The organism is Mesorhizobium sp. LCM 4577 (genome assembly GCF_001854795.2).
GTDB classification, from domain to species: Bacteria; Pseudomonadota; Alphaproteobacteria; order Rhizobiales; family Rhizobiaceae; genus Mesorhizobium; species Mesorhizobium plurifarium.
In genome coordinates, this window is sequence record NZ_MDDU01000001.1 from 793,007 (window position 1) to 806,046 (window position 13,040).

At 64.4% G+C, this 13,040-nt stretch carries 12 protein-coding genes; 7 read left to right on the forward strand and 5 right to left on the reverse strand.

The genetic code is table 11. The annotated features are described in order from the left end of the window. Positions 1–109 precede the first annotated feature (109 nt). Together LCM4577_RS03780 and LCM4577_RS03785 are read left to right on the forward strand one after the other, a co-directional pair. Positions 110–355, forward strand: coding sequence for a PSK operon transcription factor (locus LCM4577_RS03780; RefSeq protein WP_040988652.1), 246 nt, complete (start codon positions 110–112; stop codon positions 353–355). Further along, positions 355–759, forward strand: a complete 405-nt coding sequence (locus tag LCM4577_RS03785; RefSeq protein ID WP_040988650.1) for a type II toxin-antitoxin system VapC family toxin — start codon at positions 355–357, stop codon at positions 757–759. The genes LCM4577_RS03780 and LCM4577_RS03785 overlap by 1 nt, the downstream gene beginning before the upstream one ends. Here LCM4577_RS03785 and murJ read toward each other — a convergent pair. Together murJ and LCM4577_RS03795 are read right to left on the reverse strand one after the other, a co-directional pair. Then, on the reverse strand, positions 734–2,338 hold the full coding sequence (gene murJ / locus LCM4577_RS03790) for a murein biosynthesis integral membrane protein MurJ (protein ID WP_041008137.1): 1,605 nt from the start codon (positions 2,336–2,338) through the stop codon (positions 734–736). The genes LCM4577_RS03785 and murJ overlap by 26 nt on opposite strands. 40 nt (positions 2,339–2,378) lie before the next feature. Then, entirely contained in the window at positions 2,379–5,180 is a 2,802-nt protein-coding gene (locus LCM4577_RS03795; protein ID WP_071069672.1) for a [protein-PII] uridylyltransferase, read from the reverse strand. A gap of 186 nt (positions 5,181–5,366) precedes the next feature. On the opposite strand from LCM4577_RS03795, the gene LCM4577_RS03800 reads away from it, so the two are divergent. The 4 genes from LCM4577_RS03800 (at position 5,367) to LCM4577_RS03815 (ending at position 10,205) form a co-directional block, all read left to right on the forward strand. Continuing rightward, complete coding sequence (locus tag LCM4577_RS03800) at positions 5,367–7,871, forward strand: heavy metal translocating P-type ATPase (protein WP_041008142.1); 2,505 nt, start codon at positions 5,367–5,369, stop codon at positions 7,869–7,871. Between the two features lie 40 nt (positions 7,872–7,911). After that, positions 7,912–8,301 carry a DUF305 domain-containing protein gene (locus LCM4577_RS03805; RefSeq protein ID WP_040988642.1) on the forward strand — a complete coding sequence of 130 codons (390 nt, stop codon included), beginning with the start codon at positions 7,912–7,914 and terminating at the stop codon, positions 8,299–8,301. Between the two features lie 102 nt (positions 8,302–8,403). Then, positions 8,404–9,249 carry an aldo/keto reductase gene (locus LCM4577_RS03810; protein WP_041008144.1) on the forward strand — a complete coding sequence of 282 codons (846 nt, stop codon included), beginning with the start codon at positions 8,404–8,406 and terminating at the stop codon, positions 9,247–9,249. A gap of 197 nt (positions 9,250–9,446) precedes the next feature. Further along, on the forward strand, positions 9,447–10,205 hold the full coding sequence (locus LCM4577_RS03815; RefSeq protein WP_244508205.1) for an MBL fold metallo-hydrolase: 759 nt from the start codon (positions 9,447–9,449) through the stop codon (positions 10,203–10,205). 9 nt (positions 10,206–10,214) lie between these two features. Here LCM4577_RS03815 and LCM4577_RS03820 read toward each other — a convergent pair whose 3' ends face one another. The 3 genes from LCM4577_RS03820 to LCM4577_RS03830 form a co-directional block, all read right to left on the reverse strand. Continuing rightward, on the reverse strand, positions 10,215–10,778 hold the full coding sequence (locus LCM4577_RS03820; RefSeq protein ID WP_071036397.1) for a TetR/AcrR family transcriptional regulator: 564 nt from the start codon (positions 10,776–10,778) through the stop codon (positions 10,215–10,217). Between the two features lie 9 nt (positions 10,779–10,787). Further along, a complete protein-coding gene (locus tag LCM4577_RS03825) occupies positions 10,788–11,252 on the reverse strand; it encodes a nuclear transport factor 2 family protein (RefSeq protein WP_071069675.1) in 465 nt (154 codons plus the stop codon). A 103-nt stretch (positions 11,253–11,355) separates the two neighbouring features. Further along, complete coding sequence (locus LCM4577_RS03830) at positions 11,356–11,946, reverse strand: TetR/AcrR family transcriptional regulator (RefSeq protein WP_071069677.1); 591 nt, start codon at positions 11,944–11,946, stop codon at positions 11,356–11,358. A 281-nt stretch (positions 11,947–12,227) separates the two neighbouring features. Between LCM4577_RS03830 and LCM4577_RS03835 the strand changes: the two genes are divergently transcribed. Then, positions 12,228–13,028: a DUF3313 domain-containing protein gene (locus LCM4577_RS03835; protein WP_244508206.1), complete on the forward strand. Its 801-nt coding sequence runs from the start codon at positions 12,228–12,230 to the stop codon at positions 13,026–13,028. Positions 13,029–13,040: the final 12 nt, after the last annotated feature.

A 13,040-nucleotide genomic window follows, 5' to 3' on the forward strand; every position in this document is an offset into this window, starting at 1 on the left:
AAGGTGGTTGTGGGATCAAGAGCTTGGAATTGAGCCAATTGAGACGAGCTCACAATTGACACTCCGTGGATGGAACTACATACTACTGGCTACACGCAGAAATGTAGACATGACCATCAACATCAACAACAAGGAAGCCGACAGGCTGACACGGGCCTTCGCTAAAGTCGAAGGGGTCGGTCTCACCGAGGCGATCGTGATTGCGATGCGGGAGGCATTGGAGCGTCGCCGCAATCGTGAAACGCCTTTGGAAACGGCGGCGCGGTTGCGGGCTGAATTTGGGATCAAGCTCAGCGAGCAAGCGCGCAAGCCGCTGCCTCGCTCGGTCTACGATGAATTGTCGGGCGACGACTGATGTTTGTCGACGCAGCAGCCATCGTCGCGATGCTGAGCAACGAGGTCGAAGCCGAACGCTGCGCGCGAGCGGTCACCGAAGCATCGGCACCGTTCACTTCCGCCATCGCCGTGTGGGAAGCCGCCATGGCGCTAGCTCGGCCGGAAAAGCTGGCCATACCGGTCGTCAGAAGTGCGGAGATTGTAGGCCGCTTTCTCGAAGAACGCGCAATTGCGTTACGCGAGCTTCCGCCGGCGCCCGAGGCAGCGTCGCTATCCATTGAGGCCGCGTCACGATTTCGCAGCAACGCCATGCGCCTGAACATGGCGGATTGTTTCCACTACGCTTGCGCTCGCTATTACGCCGTTCCGATGCTCTCTACGGCAGACGAATTCAGGCTCACGGATCTGGAGACTGTTCCGTAACAGGCGGCGTTGTCTTCGACCCGCGCCGAACGTTCCGGCGGATCATGCCGAAATCGGCGCCGCCGGTGCCGAAGGCGGCGATGAAATAGAGCGCCGCACCCCCGCCGACCAGCGCGAACAGCGTCGTCGCCTTCACCACCAGCGGCGAGCCGGGACCGAGCCTGGCGGCGAAGTAGTGTTCGGCGAAGTAAAGCGCCGTCGCCATGATCGCCGCCGACAGCACCAGCCGCGGAATACGCTTCAAGAGCGGGATGTCGCGGCCCCAATGGCCGCGCCTGATCAGCATGCCGAGCAGCATCAGCGCGTTGACCCAGCCGGCGACGGCCGAGGCCACCGCGATGCCCGGCGCGCCCATCGAAGGGAACAAAGTCAATGCGGTGGCGACGTTCACGCCGACCGAGATTGCTGCGAAGATCATCGGCGTGCGCGTGTCCTCGCGCGCGAAATAGCCCGGCGTGAAAGCCTTGATCAGCACGAAGGCCGGCAGGCCGAGGCCGAAGATCGCGAGGATGGAAGCGACAATCGGCGTCGAGTGGTTGGCGGCGAAGGCGCCGCGCTCATAGACCAGCCGCACGATCGGCTCCGACATCACCCAGAGTGCGGCGGCCGCCGGCAACGTCATGAACAGGGTGAACTCGACCGAGCGGTTCTGCAGATTGGCGGCCTCGATCAGATTGCCCGATTTCAGCGCCCGCGACAGTTCCGGCAAAAGCACGATGGCGACGGCCACGCCGACGACGCCGAGCGGCAGCTGGTAGATGCGGTCGGCATAGGCGAGCGAGGACACGGCGCTGTTCTGCCCCGAGGCGATCGCCGTGCCGATCAGCTGGTTGATCTGGGTTATGCCGCCGGTGATCGCCGCCGGCAGCGCCAGGATCAGCAGCCGCTTGACGTTGGGCGTCATCTTCGGCCGGCGGAAGCCGATCGAGATGCCGGCATGGCGCACCGCCACCCAGACGATGGCGAGCTGCACGATGCCCGCCGCCAGCACGCCCCAGGACAGCCCGAAGCCGACATCATGCGCGTCGAGCCCGTGATACCAGGCATAGGCGAGCACGCTGATCAGGATGATGTTGAGGAAGGCGGGCGCGATCGCCGCCGCGAAATAGCGGCGCAGCGAGTTCAGCATGCCCGCCATCATGGCGCCGAGCGACATGCAGATGAGATAAGGGAACATGATCGTCGCAAGCGTGACGGTCGTCTCGAACTTGCCCGGAATGTCGGCGAAGCCCGGCGCCACCAGGTAGCGCACGATCAGCGGCATCGCGAGTTCCATCGCGATGGTCAGCGCCAAAAGCGCCGAAAACAGCACGCCGAACACTTCCTCCGAGAAGCGCTTGGCGCCTTCATTGCCGTGCTGCTCGATCTCCTTGGCGAAGAGCGGCACGAAAGCGGCGTTGAAGGCGCCTTCGGCGAACAGCCGGCGGAAGGTATTGGGGAACTGGAAGGCGGCGTTGAAGGCATCGGCGACCGGCCCGGTGCCGAGCGCCGCCGCCATCAGCATCTCGCGGCCGAAACCCAGCGCGCGGCTCATCAGCGTGCCGGAGGCGACGGTGGCGAATTTCTTGACGAGGCTCATGCTGGGAATGACTGCCAGAAAAATTGCGTCAATTGGATGGTCACTCGGCCGCCGCCTTGGCCTTGCCGTTGCGTTCCGACGAATTGCCTTCCAGCGTATCGATCAGCCGCTTGTGGATGGCGGCGGTGCGCGTCGGGCTGTCGATCTTCTGTCCGGTCAGGTCGGTGACGTAGAACGTGTCGATGACCTTCTCGCCAAAGGTGGTGATATGCGCCGAGGCGATGTCGAGCGAAAGGTCGGAAAGCGTTCCGGTGATCTCGGAGAGCAGCCCCGGCCGGTCGAGACCCTCGACCTCGATCACCGAGAAGCGGTTGGACAGCGTGTTGCGGATCTCGGCGCGCGGCGGAATCCTGAAAGCCTTGGCGCCGCGTTTCGGCTTGGTGCGCTTCTCGATCATCTCGGGCAGCCAGCTCTTGCCGGACAGCACGTCCTCGATCAGCCGGCCGACGCGCTCGGCACGGCGGCGCTCGTCCTCGTCAAGGTCGAATTCCCTCGAGATCAGGATGGAGTCGAGCGCGCGCCCGTCCGAGGTGGTGAAGATCTGCGCGTCGACGATGTTGCCGCCGGCCGCGGCACAGGCTCCGGCGATGATAGACAGCAGGCGCGGATGGTCCGGCGCCAGCACGGTGATCTCGGTCACCGCCTCGAACTCATGCGTCTTGACCATGGTGGCGAGTTTCTTGCCGGCCGCGTCCGCCTCGCGGATGAACTCGGCATGGCGAAGCTGGTCGGGGAGGTCGACGGTGAGCAGATAGTTCTCGTAGTGCAGGGCGACGTAGCGCTTGCGTTCCTTGGCCGGCCAGGCGGACAGCGCCCCGGCCAGCTGCTCGCGCGCTGCCGCCGTGCGCTCGGCGCGCGAGACTTCGGAGAAGCCGCCGGTGAGCAGCAGTTCGGTCTCGAAATAAAGCGTGCGCAGCAATTGCCCCTTCCAGCCGTTCCACACACCAGGCCCGACGCCCCGGATGTCGCAGACAGTCAGGATCAAAAGCAGCTTCAGCCGCTCGACCGACTGCACGATCGAGGCGAAATCCTCGATGGTCTTGCGGTCGTTGAGGTCGCGCGTCTGCGCCATCATCGACATCACGAGGTGATTCTCGACCAGCCAGGCGACGGTCTCGGTGTCGGCTGCAGACAACCCCATATGCGGGCAGATGCGTCGGGCAATGCGGGCGCCGGCTTCCGAATGATCCTCCGGACGGCCTTTGGCGATGTCGTGCAGAAGCACGGCGACATAAAGCGCCTCGCGGCTCTTCCTCAGCCCCGGCATCAGCGAATGCGACAGCGGATGCACTTTGGCGCCGTCGCCGCGCTCGATCTCGGCCAGCACGCCGATGCAGCGGATCAGATGCTCGTCCACCGTGTAGTGGTGGTACATCGAGAACTGCATCATGGCGACGATCTTCCCGAAATCGGGGATCAGCCTGCCGAGCAGCCCCGCCTCGTTCATGCGCCGCAGGTTGAGCTCGGCGTTGCGGTCCGAGGTCAATATGTCGAGGAACAGCCGGTTGGCCTCCTCGTCGCGCCGCAGCGACTTGTTGACGAGGCCAAGCGAGCGGGTGAGCAGCTTGAGCGCATCCGGATGAAACTCCAGCCCATGCTTGTCGGCGAACCAGAACAACCTCAGCAGATTGACCGGATCGCGCTCGAAGACGCCGTCGTCGGCGATGTTGATGCGGTGATTGTCGACGATGAAATCGCTTGTGCCGGCAAGCTTGCGCTTGCGCCGCTGGAAGGTGAGGAAGATGCGGTTGAAGYCCGGCACATGCTTGGCCTGCTCTTCCTCGAGCGCAGCGCAGAAGATGCGGGTGAGGTCGCCGACATCCTTGGCGACGAGGAAATAGTGCTTCATGAAGCGCTCGACCGCCGACAGGCCGGGATGCGTCGTATAGCCTAGCCGTTCGGCGATCTCGCGCTGGATGTCGAAATGCAGCCGTTCCTCCGCCTTGCCGGTGAGGAAATGCATGTGGCAGCGCACCGCCCACAAAAAGTCCTCGGCCTTCTGGAACTCGCGGTATTCGGCCTCGGTGAAGACGCCCTTCTCGACGAGCTCCTCGCCGGTGCGCACGCGATAGAAATATTTGCCGATCCAGAACAGCGTCTGCAGGTCGCGCAGGCCGCCTTTGCCGTCCTTGACGTTGGGCTCGACCAGGTAGCGGCTTTCGCCGGCCTTGGCGTGGCGCTCGTCGCGCTCGGCGAGCTTGGCCTGCACATATTCCGGCCCGGTCGTGCGCACCACTTCGTGGTCGAAGCGGGTGAGCAGCTCGTCATAGAGCTTGCGTTCGCCCCACAGGAAACGCGCCTCCAGGATCGATGTGCGGATGGTGATGTCGCTGCGCGAGAGCCTCAGGCACTCCTCGATGTTGCGGGTGGCGTGGCCGACCTTTAGCCCMATATCCCACAGCATGTAGAGCATGTATTCGACGATCTGCTCGCCCCACGGCGTCTGCTTGTAGGGCAAGAGGAAAAGCAGGTCGATGTCGGAGCCCGGCGCCAGCGTGCCGCGGCCATAGCCGCCGACGGCCACGACCGCCATGCGCTCGGCCACCGACCGGTTCTTGACGCGGTAGACGTGGGTGGCGGCGAAATCATAGAGCGCCCGGATCAGCTCATCCATCAGATGCGAGAGCCGCTCGGCGCAGGCATTGCCGCCGCCATCCTGCATGAGCATGGCCTCGGCGATCTTGCGCCCCTCCGCCAGCCTGCCTTTGAGCAGCTGCAGGACGGCCGTGCGAACCGCCGGTCCAGAACCGTCGCCGGCGGTCGCCGCCGTCAGCGCGGTCAGGTCGCGGCGCAGCGCGTCGCCATCGATGATTTCGTCGAGTTTCAGGGAGATCTTTGCCATTCGGCGGCGTCTATAGCCTGTTTTCGCGGCGCTGTGTATGGGGGCGGCGGCCGCGATTTGCCGCCGCGCGGAAGCGTAAACCGCAATCGCCCGGCCGATTTTCGCAAAAGTCGAAACCGGCCCTTGACCTTCCAGTAACTGGAAGGACTACCTCCGCCTCAATTCGAGAATTTCGAGGTACTGCCGATGACCCATTCCGACCATCACCACCATCATGCGCATGGCGGCGCCTGCTGCTCCGCAAAGAGCACCGCGCCCGCCGCCGAAGCGGTGATTCGCGATCCTGTCTGCGGCATGACGGTCGATCCGGCGGCCGGCAAGCCGACGGCCGAGCATGGCGGCCGGACGTTTCATTTCTGCAGCGAGCGCTGCCGCGCGAAATTCCAGGCCGAGCCGGACAGCTACCTGACGGCCACCGATCCGGTCTGCGGCATGAATGTCGATCGCGCGAGCGCGAAGCACTTCGTTCGCCACGAAGGGCAGGGTTTCTATTTCTGCTCCGCCGGTTGCAAGGCCAAGTTCGAGGCGGAGCCGGCAAAATATCTTGCCGGCCGGCCCGAGCCGCAGCCGATGCCGAAGGGCACGCAATACACCTGCCCGATGCATCCCGAGATCATCCGCGACAAGCCCGGTTCCTGCCCGATCTGCGGCATGGCGCTGGAGCCGATGGGCGTGCCGACAGGCGACGAAGGCCCTAACCCGGAACTTGTCGATTTCACGCGCCGCTTCTGGGTCAGCGCGGTGCTTTCCGTACCGCTCCTGATCGTCGCCATGGCGCCGATGCTGGGCTTCAGCTTCGAAAACCTCATCGACGGTCGCACCAAGACTTGGGCGGAGCTGGCGCTGGCAAGCCCGGTGGTGCTGTGGGCGGCGTTTCCGTTCTTCCACCGCGGCTGGGAATCGATCCTCAACCGTAGCCCCAATATGTGGACGCTGATCTCGCTGGGTGTCGGCGCCGCCTATCTTTACAGCGTGGTCGCCGCCCTGTTCCCGGACATCTTCCCGCATCAGTTCCGCGGTCATGACGGCGCGGTTCCGGTCTATTTCGAGGCCGCCGCCGTCATCGTCGCGTTGGTCTTCCTCGGCCAGGTGTTGGAACTGAGGGCCCGCGAGCGCACCGGCTCGGCCATTCGCGCGCTCCTTGACCTTGCGCCGAAGACGGCGCGTCTGATCGGCGCCGATGGCTCCGAGAACGACGTGCCGCTCGATCATGTCAAGACCGGGGACAAGCTCCGCATCCGCCCCGGCGACGCCGTGCCGGTCGACGGCATCGTGCTGGAGGGCCGCTCGGCGATCGATGAATCGATGATCACGGGCGAACCGCTGCCGGTCGAGAAGACCGAGGGCGACAATCTTACCGGCGGCACGCTGAACAAGAACGGCTCGCTGGTCATGCGCGCCGAGAAGGTCGGCGTCGAAACCACGCTGTCGCGCATCGTCGAGCTGGTCGCCAAGGCGCAGCGTTCGCGCGCGCCGATCCAGGGGCTGGCCGACCGCGTGTCCTTCTATTTCGTTCCGGCCGTCGTGCTGGTCGCCATCATCGCTTTCTTCGCCTGGGCGCTTCTCGGTCCGTCGCCGAGCCTGATCTTCGCCATCGTCTCGGCGGTGTCGGTGCTGATCATCGCCTGCCCCTGCGCGCTTGGTCTCGCCACGCCAATGTCGATCATGACGGCGACCGGGCGTGGCGCGCATGCCGGCGTGCTGATCAAGGAAGCGGCGGCGCTCGAACGCTTCGCCGCCGTCGACACGCTGATCGTCGATAAGACCGGCACGCTGACCGAGGGCAAGCCGCGGCTTACCGATGTCGTTGCGGCAGAGGGCATGGAGGACAACGATCTTCTGGGCCTTGCCGCCACGCTCGAAAAGGGCTCGGAGCATCCGCTGGCCGAGGCGATTGTCGAAGGCGCCGCCGCGCGCGGTCTGAAGCTGGCCGACGCCGCCGATTTCGAAGCCGTCACCGGCAAGGGCGTTTCGGGCATGGTGTCGGGCCGGAAGGTCGCGCTCGGAAACGCGGCGATGATGGCGGATCTGGGCGTCGGAACGTCGGCGGCCGGTGCCGAGGCGCTGCAGGCCGACGGCAAGACGGCCATGTTCGTGGCCGTCGACGGCGGCTTCGCCGGCATCGTCGCTGTCGCCGATCCCGTAAAGGCAACGACGGCCGAGGCGATCAGGGCGCTGCATGACACGGGCCTGAAGATCATCATGGCCACCGGCGACAATGAGCGCACGGCAAAAGCCATCGCCGGCAGGCTCGGCATCGACGATATCCGCGCCGGCCTGCTGCCGGACGGCAAGAGCGCTCTGGTGGAAGAGCTGCGCGGCAAAGGCGCTGTCGTCGCCATGGCCGGCGACGGAGTCAACGACGCGCCGGCGCTGGCCGCCGCCGATGTCGGCATCGCCATGGGCACCGGCGCCGACGTCGCCGTCGAAAGCGCCGGCATCACGCTGGTCAAGGGCGATTTGAACGGCATCGTCAGGGCGCGCACGCTTGCTCAGGCGACGATCCGCAACATCCGCCAGAACCTGTTCTTCGCCTTCCTTTACAACGTGCTCGGCGTGCCGGTCGCCGCCGGTGTGCTCTATCCGCTCACCGGCACATTGCTGTCGCCGATGATCGCCGCAGCGGCGATGAGCCTGTCCTCGGTGTCGGTCATCGCCAATGCCTTGCGGCTGAGAACATTGAAACTCTGAGCAAAGCCCCCAGATACGAAATCCAACAAAGGAGACCTTAATGACCCTGGCCAAGAAAATCGTGCTGCTTTTGATGGCGGCGGGAATGCTGCTTGCCGTCTTCCTCGAAAGCGTGCCGGCCTCGTCCGAGGAGATGAAGCACGACATGTCCAAGATGGGGATGGGCGCCCAGAGCCCGGCCACGACGGGGTATGAGGCGGCGATGAAGAAGATGCACAAGGACATGGCGATCAAATACACCGGCAATGCCGATGTCGACTTCGTCCGCGGCATGATCCCGCATCACCAGGGCGCCATCGACATGGCCAAGGTGGTGATCGCCAACGGCAAGGACCCGGAAATCCGCAAGCTCGCCGAAGGCGTGGTCACGGCCCAGGAGGCCGAAATTAAGGAAATGCAGGACTGGCTTGCCAAGCATCCGGCGAAATAGCCACTGCGGGCGGGCAGCCTCAGAAATCCAGGCAGCCACGAGCCTTCGGTCTGGATTTCCGGCCAAGGCTGTGCTGCCATCCGGCATCCTACGGAGAAAGCCATGCCCGCGTCGATCAGAACCCTCAAGCTGCCGTCCGGCGAAGCCGTTCCGGTGCTGGGCCAGGGCACCTGGAAGATGGGCGAGGACCGGCGCCGCCGCGCCGATGAGGTCGCGGCGCTGAAGCTCGGGCTCGATCTCGGCATCACGTTGATCGACACCGCCGAAATGTATGCCAGCGGGGGCGCCGAGGAAGTTGTGGCGGAAGCCATAGCCGGGCGGCGCGACGAGACCTTCCTGGTCTCCAAGGTGCTGCCCTCCAACGCTTCGCGCGCCGGCGTGAAGCGCGCCTGCGAGAGCAGCCTGAAACGGCTCGCCACCGACCGCATCGATCTCTATCTGCTGCATTGGCCGGGCAGCGTGCCACTGTCCGAAACCGTTGAAGCCTTCGAGGCCCTGAAGGCCGAAGGCAAGGTCCGCCACTGGGGCGTCAGCAATTTTGACACGGATGAGATGGAGGATCTCGTCCGTCTGCCGTCCGGCGGCAATGTCCAGACCAATCAGGTGCTCTACAACCTTTCCCGGCGCGGCCCCGAATTCGATCTGGCCCCGTGGTGCGCGGAGCGCGGCATACCGCTGATGGCCTATTCGCCGGTGGAGCAGGGCGCGCTGGCGCGCAACGCCAGGCTCGATGCAATTGCCGCCCGGCACAAGGCGACCGCCGCGCAGATCGCGCTTGCCTGGGTGATGGCGCAGCAAGGCGTCATCGCTATCCCGAAGGCCAGTCGCCAGGAGCATGTGCGCCAAAACGCCGCCGCACTCGACATCAAGCTGACGGCGCAGGATCTCGCCGATCTCGACCGCGCCTTCCCGCCGCCGACGCGCAAGCGCGGGCTGGAGATGATCTAGAGCAATTCCAGGAAAAGTGTGAGCGGTTTTCCGTCCGGAATTGCGTAAAAACAAAGGGATAGGGCGGCTCGCCGTTTCCGTGAAACGGTGAAACGCTCTAGCCGAAAACCTCGATCCGGATTTTGCGACTGAACCGGGAGCAGGCATTGGAACGAATTTCAGCCGGGCCGCATCACACGGCCTATAAGATCGGCGACTTGACCGTCACCTCGCTGCGTGACGGCTATGTCGACATGCCGGTCCGGCGGCTGCGCCAGCCGGGAGACAAGCCCTTCGACGGCGATCTCCCGTCGCAGGTACCGCTCTTCGAAGGCGCGCTCAGATTGTCGGTCAACGCCTTTGCCATCGACGACGGCGAAGACATCACGCTGATCGATACGGGGTCCTCGAACGCCTGGCACCCGACGATGGGCTTTCTGCCGCAGGCACTAAGCGAAGCGCGGATCGTCGTCGATCGGATACGCACGGTCGCCTTCACCCACACCCATCTCGACCATATCCACGGGCTCGTCCTTCCGGATGGCCGCGACGGCTTCCCGCAACTCTCCCGCTTGCTTGTGCCTCGGCCTGAACTCGACATGTTCCGGTCGGTAGCGCGGTTGAGCCGCTTCCATGATCGAGCAGAACCTTCGGACCCCGGGCAGCACCTGAGCGCGAGTATCGAGGCGGTTGCCGCTACCGGCCACGAAATCGGTCACACCGGCTTTCGTGTCACGAGCCGCAGTGAGACATTGCTGGTCTGGGGCGACCTCGTGCATGTGCCATCGCTCCAGTTCGAACGGCCGGAGGTCGCATGGGAATTCGACGCCGACCAGGAGCAGGCGCGGGCAACCCGGCTGCGCATCTTGGGGCTTGCCGCCGACAACGCCTGGTGCGTTGCCGGAGCGCATCTCGATTCGCCGGGCGTCGGCCGGGTTTTCCGAACCGAAGCAGCTTTCCGCTTCCAGCCCCTGTAGCGGCCGGCTCTACGTTTTGGCCAGCAGCCGCATGCGCAGTCGCCGCAATGCCCGTGAAAACACATCAAGGTCGTTGGCGGCGCGGGCAAGCGTGAGCGCGCCCTGGATGGCGGCGACGGCTTCCTCGGCCAGCTCGCTGGCCTCGCCCGGCCGGTGCCCGGATCGGGCAAGCGCATCGGCAAGATGCGTCACCCAGCGGCCGAAATAGTCTCTTATCTGGCCGGCGAAGAGATCGCGCGATTCATCCAGCGCGAAGGCGCCGATCAGGCAAACCCGGCGCCCCGAGCGGAAATAGCTGTCCGTCCCCGCAAGCATCTGTTCGATCCCGGCCAAAGGGTCGGCGCTGTCGCGCAGGGGCGCGAAGACATTTTCCTCGAACCAGCCGTCGATATGGGCAATGACGGCTCCCGCCATCTCCTCCTTGCCGCCGGGAAAGAAGTGGTAGAGGCTTCCCTTGCCAAGCCCCGTCGCCTCGCCGATCAAGGCCAGGCTGGCGCCCTCATAGCCATGCTCGCGGAAGACTTCCGCAATGATCCCCAGCAACTGGTCGCGATCTGGAGCGATTCTGCGCATTCGCGGGTCTTACAGTCCGAGCTCCGAGAGGCCGGGATGGTCATCCGGTCGGCGGCCGAGGGGCCAATGATATTTCCGCTCGCGCTCGGTGATCGGCAGGTCGTTGATGCTTGCCACGCGGCGGCGCATCAGGCCTGCCTCGTCGAACTCCCAGTTCTCGTTGCCGTAGGAACGGAACCAATGCCCGCTGTCATCGCGCCATTCATAGGCGAAGCGCACTGCGATGCGGTTCTCGTTCCAGGTCCAGACCTCCTTGATGAGGCGGTAATCCAACTCGCGCGCCCATTTGCGCTTGAGGAAGCCGACGATCTCGCCGCGGCCTGAGATGAACTCGGCCCGGTTCCGCCAGACGCTGTCCTCGGTATAGGCGAGCGAAACCCGTTCCKGGTCGCGGCTGTTCCAGGCGTCCTCCGCAAGGCGCGCTTTTTGCGCCGCCGTTTCGGCCGTGAAGGGCGGCAATGGCGGACGGCTCATGGAAATCTCCTGTCGGTTCCGATTGTCGATAGCCGACATTGTACCGATCGGTACAATTAGTCAACACAGCTTTTGTTCTTTGCGATGCCTCAGACGACTGGACTTATTGAATCTCGGCTTTCAGTCGTTCAAAGGCGTCCTGGACATATCCTGCCAGCGGATGCCTGGCCTGCTGCTGCTGCCATGTTTCCACGGCTAGGCGCAACGCCACGACCGCCACCAGGGAGACCAGCCGCAGACTGTTGCGTGCCTCGTCCGGCCGCAACTCGGATAAGCCGTCGAAGATGGCTTGCTCGAGCTGCAGGTAGCCCGCATGCGTGCGCGAGCGCAGCGTCTTGCTCTCCCGCATGAGTTTGGCGGTCGCCATCATTTCCGATGCATGGAAACTGCCGGCAAGATTGAGCAATGCGCCGCGGGCGATGTCGATCGCCGATCCGCTCGGCGGCTCGGCAAGGATCATGGCTTTGACCATGCTCGCGTAGTTGCTCAGAGACGCCAGCAGAACCTCGTCCTTGCTCTTGAAATAGTGGAAGAACGTCCGGCGCGAGATGCCGGCGGCTGCGGCGATCTCGTCGAGCGTGGTCGCGTCATAGCCCTTGGCCAGGAAAGCGTTCAGGCCGGCTGCTGCGATGCGGTGGGAGGTTTCTCGCCGCTTCCGCTCGCGCAAGCCTTCTGGTTTTGGCGCATCGTTCATGAGGCGCTCCTGACACGACCTTTCCTCAAATGCGACAAGAAATTTGGCGCACATTCAAGTCCCGTCATCACGCCTCGCCATAATGGCGCCATCAATATTTGCACTGAGTGCAAATATTGATGCTCCCCGACACGACCCACGGGCGCACCCAGACAGAGGCATCCATGGCAGCTTGCTTGCGTTCCCGTCGCGAGGCTCACACCGGTCGTGGTGGCCTGTTCGATCCGAGCGCGTGCCGCGCGGACCACCGCATAGTATGGCCGTTTGTGCTGGTCTTGAGCATGCTTGCGGTCGGCTGCGCGTCCGCRCCGCTTGATCAGGTAGGCTCGCTGCAATCCTATGACGAGTTGAAACCGTCGGACGGTTTGTTGACCCGCTCACTGATGCGGGTGGCCAAGGACGACGTGCTTGCGGCAAAAACCGTCCGGATCATTCCGACGGGCTTTTCGCAACCTGCCGCCGGAACATCGACATTGACACCGGCGCAGCGCGGTCTGATCACGAACGCCGTCGACAGGACCCTTTGCTCCGGCCTGAGCCGGCGCTTTCAAGTGGTCGCCCTGACCGAGCCGGCCGACCTGACCGTCCACGCGATGGTAACACATGTGGCGCCGACGAATGCGCTGGCGGTGGGCGTTTCGAAGGTCGCGTCAACGGCGGTTTCCGTCGCGCTCCCCGAAGTCCGCATTCCGGTCCCGCGCCTGCCGATCGGATTGGGCAGCCTGTCGCTTGAAGCCGAAGCGATTGGTGAAAACGGCAAGCAGGCAGCTGCCATGATCTGGGGACGTGGCGCCAACGCCCTGCTGGATTCCGGCCGGGTAGCCCGGGAGGGCGATGCCTACGACCTTGCGGCGAAATTCGGCCATGATTTCAGCAAGCTCCTTGTCACCGGCACGACGCCTTTCGGCAAGCTGCCGTCGCTTCCGACCAGGGCGGAGCTGCGCGCCATGGCCGGCGGCGGGCCGAAATACCCGGCCTGCAAGGCCTTCGGAAAGTCGCCCGGTCTCGTCGGCTTCGTCGGCGATCGGATTGGCCTGCCGCCGGCCTGGACCGACAAGGGAGCCGCGGTGCGCAACGACTGAGGCGGTGACGCA